The sequence below is a fragment of the Streptomyces sp. NPDC002784 genome (genome assembly GCF_053592135.1).
In genome coordinates this window covers 32090-57055 of the sequence record NZ_JBSFVD010000016.1, presented here as the reverse complement: position 1 = coordinate 57055, position 24966 = coordinate 32090, and the positions used below count along the sequence as shown (strand labels likewise).

The window sequence follows — 24966 nt, the reverse complement described above, 5'->3', positions numbered from 1 at the left end:
GGGCCGTCAGGGCTCCGGGTGGGCCGGGCGGGTTTCCGGGTGGGTCGGGTAGGGCTTTAGGTGGGTCGGGCGGGTTTCCGGGTGGGCCGGGCAGGGCTTCGGCCGGGCCGGCGTCCGGGTGCCGGGCCGGTGTCCGGGTGGCCCGGTCAGCCCGCCTCCGCCGCCGGCTCGCGCCACTCCCTCAGTACGGTCTCCACCGCCGCCGCGATCCGCCGCCGGGCCTCGCGCCGCGGCACCCCGCTCATCAGCAACTGGTCGTACGACGTGTCCGTGTGCCGCACGGACGCCACCACCGCCGAGATCACCGCCCCCTCGGACAGCGCCCGCCCCGCCGCGCTCCGGCCCACCCGCCCGCTGCCCCGCGCCGAGGCGTGCGCGGCGGTCGCGGCCGCCCGCTCCGGCGGGCACCCCGGGAACAGCCGCCGGATCTCCGCCGCGAACGCCTCCGCGAACCGCCCGTCCTCGGCCTCCCTCCGCCGCGCGTCCCGCTGCCGTCGGCGCCGCCTGGCCTCCGCGTCCGCGAGGCACCGCTCCTCGGCCCGGGCCAGCCCCGCCTCCTCGACGAGAACGCCCTGCCGCTCATAGCGGCCCTTGCGCCGGTTGAACCGCACCACCACCGCCGACAGGCCGCTCTCCTGCCGGGACCTGCGGGTCAGCGCGGTGTCGCCACGCGGCACGAAGACCAGATGCCCGAGGTCCGCGCAGCCGAGACACCGGGGCGTCCCGTCCTCCAGCACGAGCAGCGACAGCGGCCCGCCCCGGCACTCCGCGCAGTGCCGCCGCCGGAGCGGCTGGATCACGAGAAGTCCGCCGCGGTGCGGGGGAGTTGCCAGGTGCTCCATACGCGGTTCCTTCCCCCCGACGTGGACCGACACCACCCTCCTCCCGGCCCCTGACGCATCATGGGCCCTGTGCGACTCGAAGCGATCACCTGGGAACGGCTCGGCGACCTGCTCGCCGACCGGCTGCTCGACCTGAAGCCCGCCGACGGCGCCCCCTGGCCGCGCATCGCCCTCGACGGCGCCCCCGCGGCCCGCCCGGGGGACCTCGCGGAACGCGTCGCCGAAGCCCTGCGCACCCGCGGCCGTCCCTCGCTGGTCGTCGGCGCCGAGGGCTTTCTGCGCCCCGCCTCCCTCCGGCTGGAACACGGCCGCCGGGACGTGGAGGCCTACTACGACGGCTGGTTGGACACCGGCGCCCTGTGGCGCGAGGTCTTCGGCCCCCTCGAACCCGGTGGCGACGGCCGCGTCCTGCCCGACCTGTGGGACCCGGTCACCGACCGGGCCACCCGCAGCCCTTACGTCCGACTCCCGCCCGGCGGTGTGCTGTTGCTGCACGGCCCCCTGCTGCTGCGGCACTGGTTCCCCTTCGACCTCTCCGTCCACGTCCTCCTCTCCCCGGCCGCCCTGCGCCGCCATACCCCCGAACCCGACCACTGGACCCTCCCCGCCTTCGCGCGCTACGAGGACGAGACCGACCCGGCCGCCACCGCCGACGTCCTGGTCCGCGCCGACGACCCCCGCCACCCGGCCTGGAACGGCTGATCGGCGGGCCCGCCCCGGGCCGAGCGGCTGATCGCAGGGTGATCGGCGGACCCGGCACCCGGACCGAGCGGCTGATCGGCGGTCGACCGGTGGGCCCGGCACCCGGACCGAGCGGCTGATCGGCGGGCCCCGCCGGGGTTCCGGCGGTGAAGGTGCGGGCGCTGTCCGGGACGGCGAGAATGTAGGGCGCCGGGACTAGCGGTGCGCCCTGCGCCGCGCCGGCCGTCCGGCACAGGGAGGTACTCCATGACCACTGCCGGAGACATCATGCACCGCGGAGCCCAGTGGATCCCGGCGCACGAGACCCTGGACCACGCCGCCCAGCTGATGCGCGACCTCGGCGTCGGAGCGCTGCCCATCAGCGACGCGAACGAACGCCTCTGCGGCATCCTCACCGACCGCGACATCGTCGTCGGCTGCGTGGCCATGGGGCACGACCCGGCCAAGGTCACCGCCGGCGAGATGGCCCAGGGCACCCCGCGCTGGATCGAGGCGGACGCCGACGTCGGCGAGGTGCTCCGGGAGATGAAGGAGCACCAGATCCGCAGGCTCCCCGTCATCGAGAACAAGCGCCTGGTCGGCATGATCAGCGAGGCCGACCTGGCCCGGCATCTGTCGGACGACCAGATCGGCGCCTGGGCCGAGAGCGTCTACGCCCGGACCCCCGCGCACTGAGGACCGTCCCTCGCACCCCCGGCCGGGCAACCGCCGCCGGGGGTGTCGGCGCGCCCTACAGCCAGCCGTTGCGCCGGAACCCGCGGTACAGCGTCAGACACGCCACGGCTATCACCCCCATGACCAGCGGGTAGCCGAACTGCCAGTGCAGCTCCGGCATGTGCTCGAAGTTCATGCCGTAGACCCCGCAGACCATCGTCGGTACGGCGACCAGCGCGGCCCAGGCCGTGATCTTCCGCATGTCCTCGTTCTGCGCGACCGTGACCTGCGCGAGGTGCGCCTGGAGGATCGAGTTGAGCAGCTCGTCGAAGGAGGCGATCTGGTCCTTGACCCGCAGCAGATGATCGGTGACGTCCCGGAAGTACGCCTGTATCTCCGGATCCACCACCCGTATCGGCCGGGTGGCGAGCTCCTCCAGGGGTCGCGCCAGCGGTGCCACCGCCCGCTTCAGTTCCAGCAGTTCACGCTTGAGCTGGTAGATCCGGCCCGGGTCGACGCGGGCGCCGGCCTCCGCGAACACATCCGTCTCCACCTGGTCGAGGTCCCCCTGCACGGAGTCGGTGACGCTCAGATACTCGTCGACCACATGGTCCGCGATGGCGTGCAGCACCGCGGCCGGGCCCTTGGCGAGCTGCTCGGGCTCGGACTCCAGCCCCTCGCGCAGCGGACCCAGTGAGCCGTGCCGCCCGTGCCGCACGGTGATCACGAAGTCATGGCCGGTGAAGACCATGATCTCGCCGGTGTCCACCACCTCGCTGGTCGCCGTGAGCTCCTCGTGCTCGACGTAGCAGACCGTCTTGAACACCGCGAACAGCGTCTCGTCGTAGCGCTCCAGCTTCGGACGCTGATGGGCCTCGATCGCGTCCTCGACGGCCAGCGGATGCAGCTCGAAGAGCTCGGCGATGTCCGCGAACTCCAGGTCCGTCGGCTCGTGCAGACCCAGCCAGACGAAACCGTCGCCGTGCTTGCGCACCTGCTCCACGGTCTCGACCAGATCGCCGCCCCCCGGAACCCTCCGGCCCTCGCGATAGCTCACGCAGTTCACCACGGAGGAGCCCAGCGGGGAGCGAGCCGGGTGGCTCAGGTCGACGCGGCGCCGCCGCCGGGCCAGCCGCGCCACCTTGCGCAGGCCGCCGACCGTGCCGAGGCTCGTGACCTTCCGCAGATTTCCTGCCATGGACATCTGGATCTCCTTGCGTGCCGTGCGTGGATCTCCTCGCGCCGCTCTTCCCGCGCTGGTCGCGCCAGTCTGCCAGTTCGGCGTGAGAGCCGGGTGAGCCTGTGGGAGCATCGCATTCCGCTTGGTTCCCGGCTGTGGACAAACCCGGTTCGGCCGGGTCGCGAACCGGGTCCGGGTGCGCGTCGACCCCTTCGGACAAGAGGGATAACTGGGATGATCCCGGCATGACGCGATCCGACGGGTACCTCCTGGACAACCGGCAGCGTGAAGCGGGCGAGCGCTTCGACGCCTTCGCCGCACTCTTCGATCCCACCACCTTCCGGCACTTCGAGTCCTTCGGCATCGGGTCCGGCTGGCGCTGCTGGGAGGTCGGCGCGGGCGGCACCTCCGTGGTGTCGTGGCTGGCCAAGAAGGTCGGACCGACCGGACGGGTGGTGGCAACGGACATCGACACCTCGCGGGTCGCCGCGGCGGCCCGGCCGCCCGTGGAGGTGCGGGTCCACGACGTGGGAACCGAGCAGCCGCCCGGGGAGGGCTTCGATCTGGTGCATGCCCGGCTCGTCCTCGTCCATGTCCCCGACCGGGCAAGGGCGTTGCGGTTCATGGTCAGCGCCCTGCGGCCCGGCGGACGACTGCTGGTCGAGGACGCCGATCCCGCCCTGCAGCCCCTGGTCTGCCCCGACGAGTACGGCCCCGACCAGCAGCTGGCGAACCGTCTGCGGCAGGGCTTCCGCAAGCTCCTCGCCGACCGCGGCGCCGACCTCTCCTACGGGCGCGGACTCCCGCGGCTGCTGCGGGAGACGGGGCTTCAGCGGGTGCAGGCCGACGCCTACTTCCCGCTGAGCTCCCCGGCGTGCGCCGCGCTGGAGTCGGCGACGATCCGGCAGGTTCGCGAGCAGCTCGTCGCCGCGGGCTTCGCCACGGACGCGGAGATCGACCGCCATCTGAGCAATGTCGCCTCGGGAGGGATGGACCTGGCCACGGCGCCGATGATCTCGGCGTGGGGGCGCAAGGGGTAAGGGGGAGTGGGGGTCAGGGGTGTGGCCGGGGTGCCGGTGCGCGGTGCCCGGCGCTCGATCCGGGGCGCGCCCGGTCCGTGCCGTCAGTCCGTCCCCGGCGGTCTGCCGCCCACCCGCTCCACCGCCAGCGCCCCCGCCCTGCACCCCTCCCGCGCCGCCTCTACCGGCTCGGCGCCCCGGACCAGGGCCGCCAGGAACGCGCCGGTGAAGGCGTCACCCGCCCCCGTGGTGTCGGTCGGCGTCGCAGGCGCCGCCGGTATCCGGGCGGACACCGCGCCGGCCCGCGCCACCAGCGCACCGCCCGCGCCCCGCTTGACGACGAGCGGGACATGGCGGCTCAACTTGGCCGCCGCGTCGGCCGCGTCGGGCAGCCCCGTCAGCAGACACGCCTCGTCACGGCTGGGCAGCAGCACGTCGACGCCGTCGACGAGCGTCAGGAAGCGGTCCACACCCAGCTCCACCAGGAACCCGGCCGAGGCCGGGTCCAGACTCACCGGCACGCCCCGCGCGCGTGCCGACTCCAGGGCCACCGCCACCAGCGCGCGGCTCGGTGCGGAGAACAGCAGGTAGCCCGACAGGTGCAGCCGGGCGACCCCGTCGAGCAGCGCGTCCGACCAGTCGCCGGGCTCCAGCCGCAGCGAGGCGCCGCTGTCGGTCAGGAAGGTCCGCTCGGCCGCTGCACCGGTGTCCACCAGGCAGATCACCGTGCCGGTCGGCGCGTCCGGGTCGACGACCAGCCGGGGCCGCACACCGCCGGCGGCCAGCTCCCGCTCGTGCCAGGCCGCCGCGTCAGCGCCCACCCGCCCGAGCAGCCGTACCTCCACGCCCGAGCGGTACGCGGCCCAGCAGGCCACGTTGGCGCCCGCGCCGCCGGGCACCGTACGGATCACGGCGGCCGTGTCCGTGCCCGAGGCGAGCGGTCCCCGGTGCCGGGCGATCACGTCCGTGACGACATCGCCGACGACCAGCAGGGCACCGTCCGGCACGGTCGTCATGCCCGGGCCCGGGCCGCCGCGATCCGCGCCGCCAGCCGTACGTTGCCGCGCACCGCCGCCAGATTGGCACTGAGCGAGGCCCCGTCGGTGTGCCGCACCAGGTAGTCGAGCAGGAACGGGGTGACCGCCTGACCGGTGACCCCCTCCTCCTCGCACGCGTGCAGCGCCTCGGCGAGCACACGCGCGTGCAGCTCGGGGTCCAGTTGCTCGGCCTCCGGGACGGGATTGGCGACGATCAGCGCCGACTCCGGGCCGCCGAGGGCGTCCTGGGCGCGCATCACCTCCGCCGCCTCCTCCGGCGACCGCAGCGTCCAGTCCACGGGATGGCCCGAGTCCGACAGGTAGAAGCCGGGGAAGCGGTCCGTGCCGTACCCGGCCACCGCGACACCCAGCGTCTCCAGCCGCTGGAGCGTGGCCGGCACGTCCAGGATCGACTTCACGCCCGCGCAGACCACCGTGATGCGGGTGCGGGCCAGCAGGCCCAGGTCCGCCGACTCGTCCTGGGTCACCATCCACTCCCGGTGCACCCCGCCGAGCCCGCCCGTCGCGAACACCCGCACGCCCGCCAGGGCCGCCAGCAGGGCCGTCGCCGACACCGTGGTCGCCCCGCTCGCCCCGGCCGCCACCGCGAGCGGCAGATCACGGTGGCCCAGCTTGCGGATCCCGTCCTCGTTGGCGACCCGCTCCAACTGCTCCTTGTCGAGGCCGACATGGGGGCGCCCGTCGAGCACGGCGACGGTCGCGGGCACGGCGCCCTCGCGCCGTACGACGTCCTCCAGCTCCAGGGCCACCTGGAGATTGCGCGGGCGGGGCAGCCCGTGCGCGATGATCGTGGACTCCAAAGCCACCACGGGTCGCCGCGCGCCGATCGCGTCCCGCACCTCTTCCGACACCACCAGCACCACGCGCCCGCCTCCTGTCCGTCGCTTCTCCCTCATCCCTGGCGGGCCCGGCGCCCGGTCAAACCACTTGCGGCCGGTGAGGGACGACACCAGCCTGGGACGCATGACCGACCACACCGCACGACTCGACCATGTCGTCCTCTGGGTGAGCGACCCGATCGGCTCGGCCGAGTTCTACGAGAAGACGCTCGGCACGGAGCCCGTACGACTCGCGGAGTACGCCACCGGACAGGTGCCCTTCCCCTCGGTGCGGCTCAACGAGGAGACCATCATCGACCTCATGCCGCTGGCCATGGCCGAACGCATGAAGATGCTCGCGGGAGCCGCGCAGAGCGCGGGCCACCCGGTCAACCACATCTGCGTCGCCCTCCCGGCGGACGGCTTCGACGCGCTCCTCGGCCGCCTGGAGGAGTGCGCGGTACCGGTCTCCGACGTCACCTTCGACTCCTTCGGCGCCCGCGGCCTGGCCAAGCGCAGCTTCTACTTCCGCGACCCGGACGGGAACGTCTTCGAGGCCCGCCACTACGACTAGCGGCCGGACGCACCGCACGCGGCGCCGAGGCGCTCAGAACAGCGGCTCGGGCAGCACGCCTTCCAGGGCGAGCAGCTTCCGCTTGGTCTCCAGGCCGCCCCCGAAGCCGCCGATGCCGCCGTCGCTCTCCACCACCCGGTGGCAGGGCACGACCACCGGCAGCGGATTGGCGCCCATCGCCATGCCGACCGCCTGCGCGGCGCCCGGCTGCCCGACCCGCGCGGCCAGATCGCCGTAGCCGACGACCGAGCCGTACGGCACACCGGCGGCCAGTTCGCCCAGCACCTGCCGGTGGAAACCCGAGATCAGCGACCAGTTCAGCGGCAGCTCGAAGTCATGGCGCTCGCCCGCGAAGTAGGCCGTCAGCTGGCGTATCGCCTCGGCGAGCAGAGGGGAGCCGGGCGCCTGGACCGGCTCGGCGCCCAGCCGGGACGCGAGCCGGTCCAGGGCCCTCTCGCGCACCGCGTCGGTGGCGTGGAAGACGACACTGACCAGGCCCTCGCGGGTCGCGGCCAGCAGCAGCGGACCGATGTCGGTGCCGACGACCGCCCATACGACCTGCCGCTCGTACTGCCCATGGCTGTCCATGCCTCCCACCGTACGGTCCGGCACTGACAACGCCGGGCTCCCTTCAGCCCGTCACCTGCCGCGCACCGCGTCCCGCACCACGTCCGGCCTGTTGGTGATGATGCCGTCGACGCCGTACCCGGCCACCCGCCGGGCGTTCACCGCGTCGTCGACGGTCCAGGTGAAGACCTCCAGCGGCTTGCCGTGCGCTCCGGTGAAGGCGTGCACGGCGGCGACGTAGCCCGTGGAGAGCGAGGTGTGGGAGGGGTTGATCTGGTCGGTGAACTCGGCGTACCGGGGCAGGTCCGCCACGGCCGGTGTGCCGAGGAACCCGGTCTTCACCGCCGGCTTGAGGTCGTGGACGGTCCGCACGCTGTCCGCGCTGAAGCTCTGCACGATCAGCCGGCCCAGGTGACGCCGGTCGAGCCAGCCCTCGTTGCCGAGCACCTTCAGGGTCTGCCGTTCGATGCCCGGGTACAGGCCGGGGTTCTTGATCTCCAGGAGCAGCTTCTGGCGGTGCCGTTCGACGCGGTCCATGTACTGCTCCAGCGTCGGCACGCGCGCGCCCGCGTACGCGGGGCCGAACCAGCTCCCGGCGTCCAGGCGGGCGATCTCGTCGGCCGTGAAATCCTTCACCTTCCAGGGGGCCCGGCCGGGGAAGACCTTCTTCACGTCGGTCGTCCGCCGCAGGTTGTCGTCGTGGAGGACGACCAGCACGCCGTCCTTGGTGCGCTGGACGTCGTTCTCGACCCACCGGACGCCGAGCCGGGCCGCCGCGTCGACGGCGGCGAGGGTGTTCTCGGGCGCGTAGGCCGAGGCGCCCCGGTGGGCGAGGACGGTCGGCGGTGTGCCGGTGACGTCCGCGCGGGTGTCGGCGGGCGGCAGCAGGAAGGCGACGGTTCCCAGGAGCGCGGTGGTCGTGACGGCAACAACGCGCGCGGGCATGGGTACTCCTTTTGACGAGCGTCACGGACGGCTCCACTCTGGCAGCAGCGCGTCAACATCAGGGGGTTGCAGAATGGCCATGGACTGAAGGGTTGCCCAGGTCCGTTCACCACTGCCGCACAACTGGGGCAGGGCCGTGTTTCTTTGCCGGAAAGTCGTTCGACCATTCCGGTTGAGGTCATACTCTCTGCCTCGGCCCTGGCCGCTCGGGCGGTCCTGGGAGGGGGGCGGATATCAGCACATTCCGGGACGCAAGAGGGCGGAAGGACAGCCGCGCATGCAGGGCACGGTCGACGGATTCAGCTACGGCCTCGTCACACCGCTGGTGGCCTACCTCATGGCCTGCCTCGGCGGTGCCCTCGGCCTGCGCTGCACCACCAGAGCGATGCTCCTCACCCGCTCCTGGCGCCCCGGCTGGCTCGCCCTCGGCTCGGCGGCCATCGGTTCCGGCATCTGGACCATGCACTTCGTCGCGATGATGGGGTTCACGGTCCAGGAGACGCCGATCCACTACGACAGGCCGATGACGTTCGCGAGCCTCGCCGTCGCCGTCGTCATGGTCGGCATCGGGATCTTCATCGTCGGCTACCGGGGCGCGCGCGGCGCCGCCCTGTTCACCGGCGGCACCATCACCGGACTCGGCATCGCCTCCATGCACTACCTGGGCATGGCGGGCCTCCAGCTCAACGGCAAGCTGGAGTACAACACCCTCACCGTCGCCGCCTCCGTCGCCATAGCCATGGCCGCGGCCACCGCCGCCCTGTGGGCCGCCGGACAGGTCAGGGGCTTCCTGTGGAGCGTGGGCGCGAGCCTCGTCATGGGGCTCGCCGTGAGCGGCATGCACTACACCGGCATGGCCGCCCTCAGCGTCCATCTGCACACCACCCAGGACACCACCACGGGCGACTCGCCGGCGTCCCTGCTCGCGCCCATGATGATCGGCCCGCTCACCTTCCTGCTGCTGGCCGGAGTCGTCGTGATGGTCGACCCCCTGATGGTCATGGGCAAGCCCGGCCTGGCCCCCGTGGACGACAAGCCCGGCATCCCCGCCCACACCGCCGCCGCCCACACCGCCCGCCGGCCCCCGCTCCGCACGCGCCGCACCCTCGGCGACAACCGCCCCCGCACCCCGCAGAACCGCTGATCGGGACGCGTTGTCAGTGGGGGGCCGTACGGTGGATGCATGCGGCCCGTTTCCAGCATCGAACGCACGGTGGCGCCCTTCGAGGTCGTCAGCTCCTACCAGCCCAGCGGCGACCAGCCGCAGGCCATCGCCGACCTCGCCCGGCGCATCAAGGCAGGTGAGAAGGACGTCGTCCTGCTCGGCGCGACCGGCACCGGCAAGTCCGCCACCACCGCGTGGATGATCGAGCAGCTCCAGCGCCCCACCCTGGTCATGGCGCCGAACAAGACCCTGGCCGCCCAGCTGGCGAACGAGTTCCGCGAGCTGCTGCCGAACAACGCCGTCGAGTACTTCGTCTCGTACTACGACTACTACCAGCCCGAGGCGTACGTCCCGCAGTCGGACACCTACATCGAGAAGGACTCCTCGATCAACGAGGAGGTCGAGCGGCTGCGCCACTCCGCCACCAACTCGCTGCTCACCCGCCGCGATGTCGTCGTGGTCGCCTCGGTCTCCTGCATCTACGGCCTCGGCACCCCGCAGGAGTACGTGGACCGGATGGTCCCCCTCAAGGTCGGCGAGGAGATCGACCGCGACCAGCTGCTGCGCCGCTTCGTGGACATCCAGTACACCCGCAACGACCTGGCCTTCAGCCGCGGCACCTTCCGCGTGCGCGGCGACACCATCGAGATCTTCCCGGTCTACGAGGAGCTGGCCGTCCGCATCGAGATGTTCGGCGACGAGATCGAGGCGCTGTCCACCCTGCACCCGCTCACCGGCGAGATCATCAGCGACGACCAGCAGCTGTACGTCTTCCCGGCCTCGCACTACGTCGCCGGCCCCGAGCGCATGGAGCGGGCCGTCAACGACATCGAGAAGGAGCTGGCGGAGCGCCTCGCCGAGATGGAGAAGCAGGGCAAGCTGCTGGAGGCCCAGCGCCTGCGCATGCGCACCACCTACGACCTCGAGATGCTCCGCCAGATCGGCACCTGCTCCGGTGTCGAGAACTACTCGATGCACTTCGACGGCCGCCTGCCCGGCTCCCCGCCCAACACCCTGCTCGACTACTTCCCGGACGACTTCCTGCTCGTCATCGACGAGTCCCATGTGACCGTGCCGCAGATCGGCGCGATGTACGAGGGCGACGCCTCCCGCAAGCGCACCCTCGTGGACCACGGCTTCCGGCTGCCCTCCGCCCTGGACAACCGCCCGCTGAAGTGGGAGGAGTTCCAGGAGCGCATCGGGCAGACGGTCTATCTGTCGGCGACCCCGGGCCAGTACGAGCTCTCGCGCTCCGACGGCGCCGTGGAGCAGATCATCCGCCCCACCGGCCTGATCGACCCCGAGGTCGTGGTCAAGTCCACCGAGGGCCAGATCGACGACCTGGTGCACGAGATCCGCAAGCGCACCGAGAAGGACGAGCGGGTCCTGGTCACCACGCTCACCAAGAAGATGGCCGAGGACCTCACCGACTACTTCCTCGAACTCGGCATCCAGGTGCGCTATCTGCACAGCGACGTCGACACCCTGCGCCGCGTGGAACTGCTGCGCGAACTGCGCGCCGGTGAGTACGACGTGCTGGTCGGCATCAACCTCCTGCGCGAGGGCCTGGACCTGCCCGAGGTCTCCCTGGTGGCCATCCTCGACGCGGACAAGGAGGGCTTCCTGCGTTCGGGCACCTCCCTCATCCAGACCATCGGCCGCGCCGCGCGGAACGTCTCCGGCCAGGTCCACATGTATGCCGACAAGATCACCCCGGCGATGGAGAAGGCCATCGACGAGACCAACCGCCGCCGGGAGAAGCAGATCGCGTACAACAAGGCCCGGGGCATCGACCCGCAGCCGCTGCGCAAGAAGATCAACGACATCGTCGCGCAGATCGCCCGCGAGGACGTCGACACCGAGCAGCTGCTCGGTTCCGGCTACCGCAAGACCAAGGACGGCAAGGGCGCCAAGGCCCCGGTGCCCGCGCTCGGCGGCAAGGCCGCCAAGGGCGGCACCAAGGGCAAGGCCAAGCAGACCGTGCCCACCGACCGGCCCGCCGCCGAGCTCACCGAGCAGATCGAGGAGATGACCGCGCGGATGCGCGCCGCCGCGGCCGACCTCCAGTTCGAGATCGCGGCACGGCTGCGCGACGAGGTCTCCGAGATGAAGAAGGAACTGCGGCAGATGAAGGAGGCGGGCCTGGCCTGAGAGGACAGTGGGGACCGCGCGGGCGCGCGAGTGTTGCAAGACCGACACAAAGTGCGGCCCTGGGTACGGCACTGTCAGTGCCCCTGCGTAGGGTTCTCGTCATCCGCGGACTCCGCGGCAACAGGGGACAGTTCGAGAGGGGAATCAGCGCGTGACCGTCAACATGACCAAGGGTCAGGCCATCAGTCTGCAGAAGAACGACGGCGGCAGCCTGACCGCGGTGCGCATGGGTCTCGGCTGGCAGGCGGCCCCCCGGCGCGGCCTGTTCGGCTCGCGCACCCGGGAGGTCGACCTCGATGCCTCCGCCGTTCTGTTCGCCGACAAGCAGCCGGTCGACGTGGTCTTCTTCCGTCACCTGGTGAGCGACGACGGCTCGGTCCGGCACACCGGTGACAACCTGGTCGGCGGTGTCGGCCAGGGCGGCGACGACGAGGCGATCCTCGTCGACCTGCAGCGGATCCCGGTCCACATCGACCAGATCGTCTTCACCGTGAACTCCTTCACGGGCCAGACGTTCCAGGAAGTGCAGAACGCGTTCTGCCGCATCGTCGACGAGACCAACGGCCAGGAGCTGGCCCGCTACACCCTCGCCGGCGGTGGTGCCTACACCGCGCAGATCATGGCGAAGGTGCACCGCAACGGCCCGGGCTGGACGATGACCGCCATCGGTACGCCGGCCAACGGCCGCACCTTCCAGGACCTGATGCCGGCGATCCTGCCGCACCTGTAGGCCCACCGGGCGAGCAGCACACACCACCACGAGATCAGCGACACAGGGGGACGAAGGCGATGACGGCCGAGCTGGTGCGGGGGCAGAACCACCCGCTTCCCCAGTCCCGTCTCGAGATCCGGGTCTCGGCCGGCGCGCCGGTCGTGGCGGGCGCCACGCTCAGCGACGAGAACGGCAAGATCCAGGGCAGCGAGTGGGTGGCCCATCCGGGCGCGCCCACCCTGCCGGGCCTGGAGGTCTCCCGGCAGGCGGCCGCCGACCATCGCCTCGCGGTGGACCTGGACGCCGTGCCGGAGGCCGTGCACCGGGTCAGTGTGCTGCTCGCCCTGCCCACCGGCGTGGGGGGCCCGGTCCGCTTCGGCGCGGTCGCCGCCCCCTTCATCGCGGTCACCGGCCTCGACGGCTCCGAGGTGGCCAGCTACACCATCACCGGACTGGACGCCGAGTCGGCCGTCGTCGCCCTGGAGCTCTACCGCCGCCAGGGCGCCTGGAAGGTGCGCGCCATCGGCCAGGGCTACGCGGGCGGCCTCGCCGAACTCCTCGCCGACCAGAACCTGCCCGAGGCGGGTCTGCTGGCCGGGGGCATCAACGACGCGGTGGCCCAGGGCGTGGCCCGATCGGTCCAGGCCCCCCTCCAGGGCGACCGCTCCCGGCAGCCGGCGGCCCCGGCCGTCGGCCCCGACCAGGGCGGCACCGCGCCCACCTCGCCGTACGCCACCCAGGGCGGCCCCGCCGTACCGCCGACGCCGACGCCCGCCACATCGCCGTACGGCGGACAGCCGCCGCAGCACACCCCCGCGGCCGGCTACCCGTCCGGGCCCGCGGACCCGCCCACCACCGGCGGCATCGACTACAGCCACCCGGGCCGGCGGAGCACCGCCCCGCCGCCGCCCGCCCCGCCCGCGCCCCCGGCCCGGCCGGGTCAGCCCGGGCAGCCCGTCGCGGGCGACGCCACCGGCTGGTCCATGGAAGAGCGGCTCTACAACCAGGTCTGGGGCATGTTCGAGGACCTGGCCCGGTCGACGGCCGCCTACCGCAGCGCCGTCGACTTCGCCGACTCGCGCATGGAGAAGGAGCTCGACCAGGTCCTGTCCGACCCGCGCAGCCGGATCGGCGGCCAGGGCGACGCGGCGCGCGAGGCGGCCCAGGCCAAGCACGCCCAGCTCGTGGACCAGGCCAGGGCCACCCTCGACCGGGACCTCGCCCAGCTCACCGCCGAGTCCGACGTCGTCGAGCCCGCCCTGCCGGCATCGTACGCGCGCTGGGACAACCCCGTCTGGCACGCCTACCGCGTGCCGATGGAGACGCCCATGGCACTGCGCCTGGGCGATCTGCACCTGCCCGAGAGCGATCCGCTGCGCATACCGATGCTGGTCCGGCTGCCGCTGGAGCGCGGTCTGTGGATCGACAGCGGAGCGTCCGGGTCGCTCGACGACGCCTTCCACGACTCCCACGACCTGCGCCGGCTCGCGCTGGAGACGGCCGTGGCCCACGCGGCCCGGCTGCTCGCCGTCTACCCGGCGGGGGACTTCACGGTCCATGTGATCGACCCGGCCGGTTCCGGCGCCCAGGCGCTCGCCCCGCTGGTGCAGACCGGTGTGCTCGCGGCGCCGCCCGCCGTGGGGGCGGCGGGGGTGACGGAGGTCCTCGGCAAGCTCACCCAGCGCGTCGACCTGGTGCAGATGGCGGTGCGCGGCGGTGCGTCGGAGTCGCTGCCGCCCGGCTTCGACACCGCCGAGCAACTGCTGATCGTCCATGACTTCCCGCACGGCTTCGACGACCGCGCCGTGAACCAGCTGCGCTACCTCGCGGACGAGGGGCCGTCCGTCGGCGTCCACCTGATGATGGTCGCCGACCGCGAGGAGGCATCCGCCTACGGGCCGCTGCTGGACCCGCTGTGGCGTTCGCTGCTGCGACTGACCCCGGTGGCCGAGGACCATCTCGCCGACCCCTGGGTGGGCCACGCCTGGACCTACGAGCCCCCGCTCGTGCCGCCCGGCAGTCAGGTGCTCCAGCAGGTGCTCACCCAAGTGGCCGCAGCGCGCCGTTCTTTTGACCGATGAGCTGATCCAGGCTTTACAAAGCAACCGTAAAGCCTCATTGACCTGGTCTTTTGGGTCTTCCTTTACTTCCCTCTTTACCAATCCTTGGTGATTGGGTACTCTCGTTGGTGCGGAGGGGAGTACTCCCTGACTACTGCGGCGTCCCCGTCAATACGGATCAGGCCAGATCCCGGGGCGTCGGCCCGTGCGCGGGTGGAAGAGACCTCCGGCAGCGACGACGCTGACATTTGCCGTTACGTACTGCCGGAGGCGCAGTGGATGTTTCCCTGACCCTGTGGGTCCTGACGATCGTGGGCCTTGCCGCCCTCATCGCGGTCGACTTCTTCATCGGCCGCAAGCCGCACGACGTGTCCATCAAGGAAGCCGGGATCTGGACCGCCGTCTGGATCATCCTGGCCGGTCTCTTCGGCCTCGGCCTGCTGATCTTCGGCGGCGGCCAGCCCGCCGGTGAGTTCTTCGCCGGCTTCATCACCGAGAAGTCGCTGAGCGTCGACAACCTCTTCGTCTTCGTCCTGATCATGGCGAAGTTCGCCGTGCCCTCGCAGTACCAGCAGCGAGTGCTCCTCATCGGCGTGCTGATAGCGCTGGTACTGCGCGCGATCTTCATCGCCGCCGGTGCCGCGATCCTCGCCAGCTTCTCCTGGGTGTTCTACCTCTTCGGCGCCTTCCTGATCTGGACCGCCTGGAAGCTCATCCAGGAGGCCCGGGCCACCGCGGACGACGAGGAGTACGAGGAGAACAAGCTCCTCAAGGCCGCCGAGCGCCGCTTCGGAGTCGCCGACCGCTACCACGGCACCAAGCTGTGGATCCAGGAGAACGGCAAGCGGGTCATGACCCCGATGCTGGTCGTGATGCTCGCGATCGGTACGACGGACGTCCTGTTCGCCCTGGACTCCATCCCCGCGATCTTCGGCCTGACCCAGGACCCGTACATCGTCTTCACCGCCAACGCCTTCGCCCTGATGGGTCTGCGGCAGCTGTACTTCCTGATCGGCGGCCTGCTCAAGAAGCTGGTCCACCTCAGCTACGGCCTGTCGATCATCCTCGGCTTCATCGGCGTGAAGCTGGTGCTGCACGCGCTGCACGAGTCCGGGGTGCACGTCCCGGAGATCAGCATTCCGGTCTCGCTGGGCGTGATCTGCTCCGTCCTGATCGTCACCACGATCACCAGCCTCCGTGCTTCCAAGAAGCAGGCGGCGGCCGAGGCGGCGCAGAAGGGGAGCGAAGGCGCTCCGAAGGACAGCATCGAGGCCTGACGGCTTCGGGCGCAGAGACGACCACCACCGGGAGGGGTGCGCGGCGATTGCCGAGCATCCCTCCCGGTGCTTGCGTTGTTCGGATACGGCGACACCCAGCAACCCCCGCCAAGGCGCACGGGCCCCCGGCACGGCCGACATGCGGCGCCCGTCCGCCTTTGCGACGATCGCTCCATGATCGCTCGGCTCAGGTCGCTCACCACCCGGTGGACGGTCGTCGTGCCGGTGCTCGCGGTAATCCTGCTGGTCCTCACCTGGGGCCGGGACCTGCCGGGCGCGATCGTCGCGCTGGTGACCGTGGTGCTCGCCGGAGCCGTCCTCGCCGCCGTCCACCACGCCGAGGTCGTCGCCCACCGGGTGGGCGAACCCTTCGGCTCCCTGGTCCTCGCCGTCGCGGTGACGGTCATCGAGGTCGCCCTGATCGTCACCCTGATGGCGGACGGCGGCAGCAAGGGCGCGACGCTGGCCCGGGACACGGTGTTCGCCGCCGTGATGATCACCTGCAACGGCATCGTCGGCCTCTGCCTCCTGGTCGCCTCCCTGCGCCACGGCATCGCGGTCTTCAACCCCGAGGGCACCGGCGCGGCCCTGGCGACCGTCGCCACCCTGGCCACCCTCAGCCTGGTCCTGCCGACCTTCACCACCAGCCAGCCCGGCCCGGAGTTCTCCAGCCTCCAGCTGACCTTCGCCGCGCTCTCCTCGCTCGTCCTGTACGGCTTGTTCGTGGCGACCCAGACCGTGCGGCACCGCGACTACTTCCTGCCCATCACCCGGCACGGCGAAGTGATCACCGCGGACGACCACGCCGACGCGCCCTCCGCCCGCACCGCGCTGATCAGCCTGGGCCTGCTGGGTCTGGCCCTGATCGGCGTCGTCGGACTGGCCAAGGCGGTGTCGCCCACCATCGAGACCGGGGTGGAGTCGGCCGGCCTCGGGCACGCCGTCGTCGGTGTGATCATCGCCCTGCTGGTGCTGCTGCCCGAGACGATCGCCGCGCTGCGCTCCGCCCGCCGCGACCGGGTGCAGACCAGCCTGAACCTCGCGCTCGGCTCGGCGATGGCCAGCATCGGACTGACCATCCCCGCGGTCGCCCTGGCGACGATCTGGCTCTCCGGCCCGCTCGTCCTCGGCCTGGGCGCCACCCATATGGTGCTGCTCGCCCTGACGGTCGTGGTGAGCTCCCTGACCGTGGTGCCGGGGCGCGCCACGCCCCTCCAGGGCGGCGTGCACCTGGTGATCTTCGCCGCCTACCTGGAACTCGCGATCAATCCATGACCGGCGCCGGCGCCACCGCCCGCGCGGGGCGCGTCTCCGGCAGCAGCGCGAAGCAGCCCAGACTGACCAGCGCGATCCCGGTCAGATACGCCCCCACCCCCCACGGCACCCGCCCGCCCTGCTCGGCCAGCGCGGTCGCCGCGATCGGGGTGAGCGCGCCGCCCAGGACCCCGCCGAGGTTGTAGCCGACCGCGGCGCCCGTGCAGCGCACCCGCGGCTCGTACAGCTCCGGCAGATAGGCGGCGATGACGGCGAACATCGTGATGAACGCCAGCATCGCGCCGAGGAAGCCGAGGAACATCAGCAGGGGCGCGCCGGTGGCGAGCAGCGCGACCATGGGGAACATCCACACCGCGGCCGCCGCGCACCCGGCCAGGCACATCGGCCGTCGCCCGTACCGGTCCCCGAGCAGCGCCGCCACCGGGGTCAGCGACCCCTTCACCAGCACCGCGCCCATGATGCAGACCAGCATCACCGTACGGCTGACCCCGAGCCGTTCCGTCCCGTAGGCGAGGGACCAGGTCGTCACCGCGTAGAAGATCGCGTACCCGACCGCCAGGGCGCCGGCCGTCAGCAGGACGAGCCGCCAGTGGTCGCGCACCACCTCGGCGAGCGGCATGCGCGCGTGGTCGTCGATCTTCAGGAACTGCGGGCTCTCGGTGAGCGACGACCTGAGCCACAGCCCCGCCACGGCCAGCACCCCCGCCGCCCAGAACGGCACCCGCCAGCCCCAGGCGGCGAACTGCGCCTCGGACAGGGTCGCCGCCAGCGCCAGCGTCACCCCGTTCGCGAGCAGAAAGCCGACCGCCGGGCCCACCTGCGGAAAGCTCGACCACAGCCCGCGCCGCTCGGCCGGCGCGTGCTCCGCGGTCAGCAGGACGGCCCCGCCCCACTCCCCGCCGAGCCCGAGCCCCTGCAGGAAGCGCAGCACCAGCAGCAGTACGGGCGCGGCCACCCCGATCGTGTCGTACGTCGGCACACAGCCGACCGCGACCGTGGAGGCGCCGGTCAGCAGCAGGGAGGCGACGAGGACCGGCCGCCGTCCGTGCCGGTCCCCGATGTGCCCGAACAGCACCGAGCCCAGCGGCCGGGCGAAGAACCCCACCCCGAACGTCCCGAACGCGGCCAGGGTCCCCGCCACCGGCGAGAAGGTGGGGAAGAACAGCGGCCCCAGAACCAGCGCGGCGGCGGTCCCGTAGACGAAGAAGTCGTAGAACTCGATGGCGGTCCCGGCGAGCGAGGCTGCCGCGAGCCGGAGCATGGAGGGCGCTTTTACGGTGCGTGCATCGTGCATGCCGCGTCAACTACTCACGGTCACGGAGGGTTACGGGGGCGCGGGCGCCGGGCCTCAGTACGTGACGGTGATGCGCCGGGCCGGTCCGTCGACCCGGACCAGACCGCCGTAGGGGATCACGAGCTGCGGATCGGTGTGTCCGAGATCCACGTCGAAGACGATGGTCGTGGTGGGGGCATACACCTGCATGGCGCGCAGGACGGCGTCGCGCTGCTCCTGGGCGTAACGGGCCGCTTTCCGCGGACCGTTGGGGCGCTCGAAGGACCAGGTACGCGCGCGGCCCATCAGCAGCGCGGAGAAGCGCTGGAGAAGGCCGCGCTCGCCCATGCCGCGCAGGGTGCGGAAGACCTCGGTGCCGCTCGGCAGCTCCTCCGAGGTCTCCAGGAGCAGCACGCCGCCGTCGAACTCCGCGAGGTCGCGCGGGATCTCCCGGTCGGCCATCAGCATCCAGGCGAGGATCTCCAGACAGCCGCCCCAACTGCGGCCCTCCACCACACGGTCGGCGTTCACCCACGTCCAGTCGGCGGCGGGCCGCGTCTCCGGCTCGGCGTCGAAGGTGGCGGGGTCGGCCCAGTCGCCGTTGATGTCGTTCCAGCGCTCGGCGGGCCGCAGTTCATAGGCCCCGGAGGTGAACAGCGCCGCGCGCAGGGAGTCGGCGGTCTGCGGGTGCATGGCGCCGGGGCGGCCCAGCTCGCACATCACGGACCCGCCGTGATAGCTGACGATGCCGGTGGCGCGCAGGAAGGCGAGCAGGTTGGTGTTGTCGCTCATCCCGAAGAACGGCTTGGGGTTGGCGCGGATCAACTCCCGGTCCAGGAAGGGCAGCACGGTGATCTGATCGTCGCCGCCGATGGACGCGATGACCGCCTTGATGTCCGGGGCGGCGAAGGCGGCGTGGATGTCGGCGGCCCGCTCCTGGGGCGACGAGCCCATCCGGCGGGTCGCCGGGTACTCCACCGGTTCCAGGCCGTATTCCTTGCGCAGCCGCTCCAGGCCCAGTTCGAAGGGGAGCGGGAAGAGACCGGGCAGACCGCTGGAGGGGGAGATGACGGCGATGCGGTCGCCGGGGGAGGGCTTGGGGGATACGAGATCGTCGTCATGCCGGGCAGCGTAGGGGCCGTCGCCGCGCCCACGCACCGTGATAAACCGGGTCTGAGCAGCGGTCCCCCCGAGGCCGCTGGACCCCGAACGGACCGGAGGAACCGTGCCCCGCACCCTGGCCAACGCCCCGATCATGATCCTCAACGGCCCCAACCTGAACCTGCTCGGCCAGCGTCAGCCCGAGATCTACGGCTCCGACACCCTCGCCGACGTCGAGGCGATGTGCGCCAAGGCGGCGGCCGCGCACGGCGGAACGGTGGACTTCCGCCAGTCCAACCACGAGGGCGAGCTGGTCGACTGGATCCACGAGGCGCGGCTGGACCACTGCGGGATCGTCATCAACCCGGCCGCCTACTCGCATACCTCCGTCGCGATCCTGGACGCGCTCAACACCTGTGACGGGATGCCGGTGTTGGAGGTCCACATCTCCAACATCCACCAGCGCGAGTCCTTCCGCCACCACTCCTACGTCTCGGCGCGCGCCGACGGGGTGATCGCCGGATGCGGTGTGCAGGGCTATGTCTTCGCCGTCGAGCGCGTCGCGGCGCTCGTGGGGGCGGCGCAGGCCACCACGTAACCGGCCACGCTGTAACAGGCGCCGCCCATGGAGGCGCGCCCCTTACCGGCGCTCGGGCTGGGCGCCCGCCCGGGCCGCCGGCCGAGGGCGGGGAAAGAGACCGGCGGCCCGTGCCGCGCAGGAGCCGTCATCCTGAGCGGGCCGCTTCCAGTGGACCGCGCGACGGCATGCGCCGGGAGCGCGCGCAGGGCGCGGATGCGTGCGAAGGCTTCACACGGGGCGCGCGCAGGAGAGTCCGCGCCCCGCGCGTACCCCCGGTTCACCGCCTCCGTGCGTACCCGCGGTTCCCCACCCCCGCGCGGACCCGCGGTTCACCGCCCCCCCGCGCGGACCCGTCGTTCACCACCCCCGTGCGCGCCACTCCGGCAGGTGCGGTCGCTCCGCGCCCAGGGTCGTGTCGTTGCCGTGGCCCGGGTAGACCCAGGTCTCGTCCGGCAGTACGTCGAAGAGCTTGGTCTCGACGTCGTGGAGCAGGCTGGCGAACGCCTGCGGATCCTTGCGGGTGTTGCCCACGCCGCCCGGGAACAGGCAGTCCCCGGTGAAGACATGGGGGTGGCCGTGCGGGTCGTCGTAGACGAGGGCGATCGAACCCGGGGTGTGCCCGGCCAGGTGGCGTGCGGTGAGTTCCACGTGCCCCACCCGGATCACGTCCCCGTCGTCGACCAGGACGTCGGTCGGCACCGGAATGCCCTCGGCGTCCGCACGCCCCGCGTACGTGCGCGCGCCCGTGGCCGCGACGACCCGCGCGAGCGCCTGCCAGTGGTCGCCGTGCTGGTGGGTGGTGACGACGGCGGCGATGCCGTCGTCGCCGATCATGCCGATCAGCGTGTCCGCGTCGTTCGCCGCGTCGATCAGCACCTGCTCGTCCGTCGCCCGGCAGCGCAGCAGATAGCAGTTGTTGTCCATCGGGCCGACCGCGATCTTGGTGATCATCAGGTCCTTGAGCTCGTGCACGTCCGCCGGGCCCCCGACCGTCACCTCTCCGCTGTACGTCATGGCGGCAGCCTATAGCGGGGGAAGCGCGGGCAGGGGTCCGCCGGCCGCCGTGAGCGCCGAGCCGTCGCGGCGGCCGCAGAGCCAGCCGAGCACGTCCGCCGGACGCCCGCCGACCGTGATCGCCGCCCCCTCGGCGCGGCCGCTGCGCAGCACGGGACCGCCCTCCGCCTCGATGACCAGAGAGGGGACGTCCGGGTGGCCCAGGAACCGCTCGGCCAGGAAGTCGCTCTCGCGCCGGACGAACTCCTCGGGGAGATCCTCCAGCTCGTACCCGATCCCGAGGTCCACATGGTGCAGCTCCACCTCGACCCACCGCCGGAACGGCACCCGGGACGCGGAGTCGGTGACGCCGTTGCGCAGCTCCACGGTCCGGGACCAGTCCGCGGGGGCCTCCCCGGTCCGCGCGAACCGGGCCGCGCTCTCGCGGACGTCCGCGAGCTGGACGTCCAGGGCGCGCGGCGCGTCCCGCTCGATGTCGGCGTCCCGCGCGTCGGCGGAGGCGTACATGGGGCGCCCTTCGAGCACGTTCACCAGAGCGTCCGCGTTGCGGGCGAGGTGGGCGAGGACATGGCCGCGGGTCCAGCCGGGCAGCCGTGACGGCTGGGCGACCGCGGCGTTGTCCAGCTGGGCGGCAGCGGTGAGCAGTCGTTCGGTCGCGTCACGTACAGACGCCAGGTCATGAGCGTGATCAATCATGCCGCTGACCTTAGTCCTGCCACACCTTCGGGTGAAGGTGATGAAGCGGTGCCGAAATTCGAATGCGCGTGCTATATGGTCGGAAGCGGCGTCGGGCATGCTGGAGAGCCGGGGATTGTTAACGCATCCAGGAATCCGACCGGCGTTGTCAGTGGCTCCCCCTAGTCTGGGAAAGACGGGGGCCTCGCCCCTGTCACTTCCCTCAAGAAAGGTGCGGACCGGCGTGGCCGACCGTCTCATCGTCCGTGGCGCGCGCGAGCACAACCTCAAGAATGTCTCGCTCGACCTGCCGCGCGACTCGCTCATCGTCTTCACGGGCCTGTCGGGGTCGGGCAAGTCCTCGCTGGCTTTCGACACCATTTTCGCGGAGGGCCAGCGGCGCTATGTGGAGTCGCTCTCCTCGTACGCCCGCCAGTTCCTCGGCCAGATGGACAAGCCCGACGTCGACTTCATCGAGGGCCTGTCGCCCGCGGTCTCCATCGACCAGAAGTCGACCTCGCGCAACCCGCGCTCCACGGTCGGCACCATCACCGAGGTCTACGACTATCTGCGCCTGCTCTTCGCGCGCATCGGCAAGCCGCACTGTCCCGAGTGCGGCCGCCCCATCGCCCGCCAGTCGCCGCAGGCCATCGTCGACAGGGTCCTGGAGCTGCCCGAGGGCAGCCGCTTCCAGGTGCTGTCCCCGCTGGTGCGCGAGCGCAAGGGCGAGTTCGTCGACCTCTTCGCCGACCTCCAGACCAAGGGCTACTCCCGCGCGCGGGTGGACGGCGAGACGATCCAGCTCTCCAGCCCGCCCACGCTGAAGAAGCAGGAGAAGCACACCATCGAGGTGGTCGTCGACCGCCTCACGGTGAAGGACTCCGCCAAGCGCCGGCTCACCGACTCCGTGGAGACCGCCCTCGGCCTGTCCGGCGGCATGGTCGTGCTCGACTTCGTCGACCTCCCCGAGGACGACCCCGACCGCGAGCGCATGTTCTCGGAGCACCTGTACTGCACGTACGACGACCTCTCCTTCGAGGAGCTGGAGCCGCGCTCCTTCTCCTTCAACTCGCCCTTCGGCGCCTGCCCCGAGTGCACCGGTATCGGCACGCGCATGGAGGTCGACCCCGAGCTGATCGTCCCGGACGAGGACAAGAGCCTCGACGAGGGCGCCATCCACCCCTGGTCCCACGGGCACACCAAGGACTACTTCGGCCGGCTGATCGGCGCCCTCGCGGACGCGCTGGGATTCCGGACCGACATCCCCTTCGCGGGGCTCCCGCAGCGCGCGAAGAAGGCGCTGCTGTACGGGCACAAGACGCAGATCGAGGTCCGGTACCGCAACCGGTACGGCCGGGAGCGCGTGTACACCACGCCCTTCGAGGGTGCCGTCCCGTTCGTCAAGCGCCGGCACGGCGAATCCGAGTCCGACGCCAGCCGGGAGCGCTTCGAGGGCTATATGCGCGAGGTGCCCTGCCCCACCTGTGCGGGCACGCGCCTGAAGCCGATCGTCCTCGCGGTCACCGTGATGGAGAAGTCGATCGCCGAGGTCGCGGCGATGTCCATCAGCGACTGCGCGGACTTCCTGGGCAAGCTGAAGCTCAACGCCCGCGACAAGAAGATCGCCGAGCGTGTGCTGAAGGAGGTCAACGAACGGCTCAGGTTCCTGGTCGACGTCGGCCTGGACTACCTCTCGCTGAACCGCGCGGCCGGCACCCTCTCCGGCGGCGAGGCCCAGCGCATCCGCCTGGCCACCCAGATCGGCTCCGGCCTCGTCGGCGTCCTGTACGTCCTCGACGAGCCGTCCATCGGTCTGCACCAGCGCGACAACCACCGGCTGATCGAGACCCTGGTCCGGCTGCGCGACATGGGCAACACGCTCATCGTCGTGGAGCACGACGAGGACACCATCAAGGTCGCCGACTGGATCGTCGACATCGGCCCCGGCGCGGGCGAGCACGGCGGCAAGGTCGTGCACAGCGGCTCGCTGAAGGAACTGCTCGCCAACACCGAGTCGCAGACCGGCCAGTACCTCGCGGGCAAGAAGGCCATCCCGCTGCCCGACATCCGGCGCCCGCAGGACCCCTCCCGTCGGCTCACGGTGCACGGCGCCCGGGAGAACAACCTCCAGGACATCGACGTCTCCTTCCCGCTGGGCCTGTTCACCGCCGTCACCGGCGTGTCCGGCTCCGGCAAGTCGACGCTGGTCAACGACATCCTGTACACGCACCTGGCGCGCGAGCTCAACGGCGCCCGCAGCGTTCCGGGGCGGCACACGCGCGTGGACGGCGACGACCTCGTCGACAAGGTCGTACACGTCGACCAGTCGCCCATCGGCCGCACCCCGCGGTCCAACCCGGCGACGTACACCGGCGTCTTCGACCACGTCCGCAAGCTGTTCGCCGAGACCACCGAGGCGAAGGTCCGCGGTTACATGCCGGGCCGGTTCTCCTTCAACGTCAAGGGCGGCCGCTGCGAGAACTGCGCGGGTGACGGCACCATCAAGATCGAGATGAACTTCCTCCCGGACGTCTACGTCCCGTGCGAGGTCTGCCACGGCGCCCGGTACAACCGGGAGACCCTGGAGGTCCACTACAAGGGCAAGAACATCGCCGAGATCCTGAACATGCCGATCGAGGAGGCCATGGACTTCTTCGAGGCCGTCCCGGCGATCAACCGCCACCTCAGGACGCTCAACGACGTCGGTCTCGGCTACGTCCGCCTCGGCCAGTCCGCGACCACCCTGTCCGGCGGTGAGGCCCAGCGCGTGAAGCTCGCCAGCGAGCTCCAGAAGCGTTCCACCGGCCGCACGGTCTACGTTCTCGACGAGCCGACCACCGGTCTGCACTTCGAGGACATCAGCAAGCTGCTGAAGGTCCTGTCCGGCCTGGTCGAGAAGGGCAACACGGTCATCGTCATCGAGCACAACCTCGATGTGATCAAGACCGCCGACTGGGTCGTCGACATGGGCCCCGAGGGCGGCGCCGGCGGTGGCCTGGTCGTCGCCGAGGGCACGCCCGAGGAGGTCGCCGCGGTCCCGGCCAGCCACACCGGCAAGTTCCTGCGGGAGATCCTCGGCGCCGACCGGATCAGCGACGCGTCCTCCGTGCGGGCCCCGCGCAGGGCGGCGGCGAAGAAGACGGTCGCGGCCAAGTCGGCGGCGAAGAAGACGGCCACCGCCCGGACCACCAAGTCCAAGGCCGCCGACGGCACGACCGCCAAGAAGGCCGCCGGAGCCACCAAGAAGGCGGCACCGGCGAAGAAGACGACCCGGGCCCGCAAGGCCTGAGCCCGTCCGGCCCCACCCGGCCACGCGCCCCCGCG

Annotated in this window: 21 protein-coding genes and 1 pseudogene; 12 read left to right on the top strand and 10 right to left on the bottom strand. The window is 71.5% G+C overall.

The features are described from left to right. Positions 1–146: 146 nt before the first annotated feature. The gene (locus tag ACWD1Z_RS25105; RefSeq protein ID WP_451121832.1) at positions 147–842 is read right to left on the bottom strand and encodes a DUF2293 domain-containing protein; all 696 of its coding nucleotides are present in this window, start codon (positions 840–842) and stop codon (positions 147–149) included. Positions 843–902: 60 nt separating this feature from the next. On the opposite strand from ACWD1Z_RS25105, the gene ACWD1Z_RS25100 reads away from it, so the two are divergent. Both ACWD1Z_RS25100 and ACWD1Z_RS25095 read left to right on the top strand, forming a co-directional pair. Further along, positions 903–1544 carry a uridine kinase gene (locus ACWD1Z_RS25100; RefSeq protein WP_451121831.1) on the top strand — a complete coding sequence of 214 codons (642 nt, stop codon included), beginning with the start codon at positions 903–905 and terminating at the stop codon, positions 1542–1544. Between the two features lie 246 nt (positions 1545–1790). Then, positions 1791–2219 carry a CBS domain-containing protein gene (locus ACWD1Z_RS25095; protein ID WP_451121830.1) on the top strand — a complete coding sequence of 143 codons (429 nt, stop codon included), beginning with the start codon at positions 1791–1793 and terminating at the stop codon, positions 2217–2219. A gap of 55 nt (positions 2220–2274) precedes the next feature. Here the strand turns inward: ACWD1Z_RS25095 and ACWD1Z_RS25090 are convergent, their stop codons facing one another. Further along, positions 2275–3402, bottom strand: coding sequence for a magnesium and cobalt transport protein CorA (locus ACWD1Z_RS25090; RefSeq protein WP_451121829.1), 1128 nt, complete (start codon positions 3400–3402; stop codon positions 2275–2277). Between the two features lie 221 nt (positions 3403–3623). On the opposite strand from ACWD1Z_RS25090, the gene ACWD1Z_RS25085 reads away from it, so the two are divergent. Beyond that, entirely contained in the window at positions 3624–4418 is a 795-nt protein-coding gene (locus ACWD1Z_RS25085) for a methyltransferase (RefSeq protein WP_451121828.1), read from the top strand. An 83-nt stretch (positions 4419–4501) separates the two neighbouring features. On the opposite strand, the gene ACWD1Z_RS25080 is transcribed toward ACWD1Z_RS25085, so the two are convergent. Together ACWD1Z_RS25080 and ACWD1Z_RS25075 are read right to left on the bottom strand one after the other, a co-directional pair. Continuing rightward, a complete protein-coding gene (locus ACWD1Z_RS25080) occupies positions 4502–5413 on the bottom strand; it encodes a carbohydrate kinase family protein (protein WP_451121827.1) in 912 nt (303 codons plus the stop codon). Then, positions 5410–6318: a pseudouridine-5'-phosphate glycosidase gene (locus ACWD1Z_RS25075; protein ID WP_451121826.1), complete on the bottom strand. Its 909-nt coding sequence runs from the start codon at positions 6316–6318 to the stop codon at positions 5410–5412. The genes ACWD1Z_RS25080 and ACWD1Z_RS25075 overlap by 4 nt, the downstream gene beginning before the upstream one ends. Before the next feature lie 100 nt (positions 6319–6418). Here ACWD1Z_RS25075 and ACWD1Z_RS25070 point away from each other — a divergent pair, with 100 nt between their 5' ends. Continuing rightward, entirely contained in the window at positions 6419–6847 is a 429-nt protein-coding gene (locus ACWD1Z_RS25070; RefSeq protein WP_451121825.1) for a VOC family protein, read from the top strand. Between the two features lie 33 nt (positions 6848–6880). Here ACWD1Z_RS25070 and ACWD1Z_RS25065 read toward each other — a convergent pair whose 3' ends face one another. Both ACWD1Z_RS25065 and ACWD1Z_RS25060 read right to left on the bottom strand, forming a co-directional pair. Next, positions 6881–7435 (bottom strand): methylated-DNA--[protein]-cysteine S-methyltransferase, encoded by a 555-nt coding sequence (locus ACWD1Z_RS25065; RefSeq protein ID WP_451121824.1) that lies wholly within the window; start codon positions 7433–7435, stop codon positions 6881–6883. Between the two features lie 51 nt (positions 7436–7486). After that, a complete protein-coding gene (locus ACWD1Z_RS25060; RefSeq protein WP_451121823.1) occupies positions 7487–8359 on the bottom strand; it encodes a glycerophosphodiester phosphodiesterase in 873 nt (290 codons plus the stop codon). A gap of 277 nt (positions 8360–8636) precedes the next feature. On the opposite strand from ACWD1Z_RS25060, the gene ACWD1Z_RS25055 reads away from it, so the two are divergent. The 6 genes from ACWD1Z_RS25055 to ACWD1Z_RS25030 all read left to right on the top strand — a co-directional run bounded on the left by ACWD1Z_RS25055 (position 8637) and on the right by ACWD1Z_RS25030 (position 16999). Then, on the top strand, positions 8637–9503 hold the full coding sequence (locus tag ACWD1Z_RS25055) for an MHYT domain-containing protein (protein ID WP_451121822.1): 867 nt from the start codon (positions 8637–8639) through the stop codon (positions 9501–9503). 39 nt (positions 9504–9542) lie between these two features. After that, entirely contained in the window at positions 9543–11675 is a 2133-nt protein-coding gene (gene uvrB, locus ACWD1Z_RS25050; protein WP_451121821.1) for an excinuclease ABC subunit UvrB, read from the top strand. Positions 11676–11826: 151 nt separating this feature from the next. Next, entirely contained in the window at positions 11827–12405 is a 579-nt protein-coding gene (locus tag ACWD1Z_RS25045) for a TerD family protein (RefSeq protein WP_250070511.1), read from the top strand. A 59-nt stretch (positions 12406–12464) separates the two neighbouring features. Next, the gene (locus ACWD1Z_RS25040; protein WP_451121820.1) at positions 12465–14468 is read left to right on the top strand and encodes a TerD family protein; all 2004 of its coding nucleotides are present in this window, start codon (positions 12465–12467) and stop codon (positions 14466–14468) included. A 254-nt stretch (positions 14469–14722) separates the two neighbouring features. Then, on the top strand, positions 14723–15724 hold the full coding sequence (locus ACWD1Z_RS25035) for a TerC family protein (RefSeq protein ID WP_451121819.1): 1002 nt from the start codon (positions 14723–14725) through the stop codon (positions 15722–15724). 174 nt (positions 15725–15898) lie between these two features. Next, entirely contained in the window at positions 15899–16999 is a 1101-nt protein-coding gene (locus ACWD1Z_RS25030) for a calcium:proton antiporter (RefSeq protein WP_451121818.1), read from the top strand. On the opposite strand, the gene ACWD1Z_RS25025 is transcribed toward ACWD1Z_RS25030, so the two are convergent. Together ACWD1Z_RS25025 and ACWD1Z_RS25020 are read right to left on the bottom strand one after the other, a co-directional pair. Beyond that, positions 16989–18260: an MFS transporter gene (locus tag ACWD1Z_RS25025; RefSeq protein ID WP_451121937.1), complete on the bottom strand. Its 1272-nt coding sequence runs from the start codon at positions 18258–18260 to the stop codon at positions 16989–16991. The two genes, ACWD1Z_RS25030 and ACWD1Z_RS25025, sit on opposite strands and share 11 nt — an antisense overlap. Before the next feature lie 87 nt (positions 18261–18347). Beyond that, positions 18348–19393, bottom strand: a pseudogene (locus tag ACWD1Z_RS25020) (S66 family peptidase). A 104-nt stretch (positions 19394–19497) separates the two neighbouring features. On the opposite strand from ACWD1Z_RS25020, the gene aroQ reads away from it, so the two are divergent. After that, complete coding sequence (gene aroQ / locus ACWD1Z_RS25015; RefSeq protein ID WP_451121817.1) at positions 19498–19971, top strand: type II 3-dehydroquinate dehydratase; 474 nt, start codon at positions 19498–19500, stop codon at positions 19969–19971. A 339-nt stretch (positions 19972–20310) separates the two neighbouring features. Here the strand turns inward: aroQ and ACWD1Z_RS25010 are convergent, their stop codons facing one another. Further along, positions 20311–20967: an MBL fold metallo-hydrolase gene (locus ACWD1Z_RS25010; RefSeq protein WP_451121816.1), complete on the bottom strand. Its 657-nt coding sequence runs from the start codon at positions 20965–20967 to the stop codon at positions 20311–20313. Between the two features lie 9 nt (positions 20968–20976). Next, complete coding sequence (locus ACWD1Z_RS25005) at positions 20977–21663, bottom strand: maleylpyruvate isomerase family mycothiol-dependent enzyme (protein WP_451121815.1); 687 nt, start codon at positions 21661–21663, stop codon at positions 20977–20979. Between the two features lie 223 nt (positions 21664–21886). Between ACWD1Z_RS25005 and uvrA the strand changes: the two genes are divergently transcribed. Continuing rightward, positions 21887–24931 carry an excinuclease ABC subunit UvrA gene (gene uvrA / locus ACWD1Z_RS25000; protein ID WP_451121814.1) on the top strand — a complete coding sequence of 1015 codons (3045 nt, stop codon included), beginning with the start codon at positions 21887–21889 and terminating at the stop codon, positions 24929–24931. The last annotated feature ends 35 nt before the right edge of the window (positions 24932–24966 follow it).

What these genes read in the sequence shown, in the direction of transcription:
- ACWD1Z_RS25100 (WP_451121831.1), top strand. Translation starts at nt 903, where the DNA reads ATGGGCCCTGTGCGACTCGAAGCGATCACCTGGGAACGGCTCGGCGAC.
- ACWD1Z_RS25005 (WP_451121815.1), bottom strand. Translation starts at nt 21,663, where the DNA reads ATGATTGATCACGCTCATGACCTGGCGTCTGTACGTGACGCGACCGAA.
- ACWD1Z_RS25060 (WP_451121823.1), bottom strand. Translation starts at nt 8,359, where the DNA reads ATGCCCGCGCGCGTTGTTGCCGTCACGACCACCGCGCTCCTGGGAACC.
- ACWD1Z_RS25090 (WP_451121829.1), bottom strand. Translation starts at nt 3,402, where the DNA reads ATGTCCATGGCAGGAAATCTGCGGAAGGTCACGAGCCTCGGCACGGTC.
- ACWD1Z_RS25085 (WP_451121828.1), top strand. Translation starts at nt 3,624, where the DNA reads ATGACGCGATCCGACGGGTACCTCCTGGACAACCGGCAGCGTGAAGCG.
- ACWD1Z_RS25070 (WP_451121825.1), top strand. Translation starts at nt 6,419, where the DNA reads ATGACCGACCACACCGCACGACTCGACCATGTCGTCCTCTGGGTGAGC.
- ACWD1Z_RS25095 (WP_451121830.1), top strand. Translation starts at nt 1,791, where the DNA reads ATGACCACTGCCGGAGACATCATGCACCGCGGAGCCCAGTGGATCCCG.
- ACWD1Z_RS25040 (WP_451121820.1), top strand. Translation starts at nt 12,465, where the DNA reads ATGACGGCCGAGCTGGTGCGGGGGCAGAACCACCCGCTTCCCCAGTCC.
- ACWD1Z_RS25065 (WP_451121824.1), bottom strand. Translation starts at nt 7,435, where the DNA reads ATGGACAGCCATGGGCAGTACGAGCGGCAGGTCGTATGGGCGGTCGTC.
- ACWD1Z_RS25055 (WP_451121822.1), top strand. Translation starts at nt 8,637, where the DNA reads ATGCAGGGCACGGTCGACGGATTCAGCTACGGCCTCGTCACACCGCTG.
- ACWD1Z_RS25030 (WP_451121818.1), top strand. Translation starts at nt 15,899, where the DNA reads ATGATCGCTCGGCTCAGGTCGCTCACCACCCGGTGGACGGTCGTCGTG.
- ACWD1Z_RS25105 (WP_451121832.1), bottom strand. Translation starts at nt 842, where the DNA reads ATGGAGCACCTGGCAACTCCCCCGCACCGCGGCGGACTTCTCGTGATC.
- ACWD1Z_RS25010 (WP_451121816.1), bottom strand. Translation starts at nt 20,967, where the DNA reads ATGACGTACAGCGGAGAGGTGACGGTCGGGGGCCCGGCGGACGTGCAC.
- ACWD1Z_RS25025 (WP_451121937.1), bottom strand. Translation starts at nt 18,260, where the DNA reads ATGCTCCGGCTCGCGGCAGCCTCGCTCGCCGGGACCGCCATCGAGTTC.
- uvrB (WP_451121821.1), top strand. Translation starts at nt 9,543, where the DNA reads ATGCGGCCCGTTTCCAGCATCGAACGCACGGTGGCGCCCTTCGAGGTC.
- ACWD1Z_RS25080 (WP_451121827.1), bottom strand. Translation starts at nt 5,413, where the DNA reads ATGACGACCGTGCCGGACGGTGCCCTGCTGGTCGTCGGCGATGTCGTC.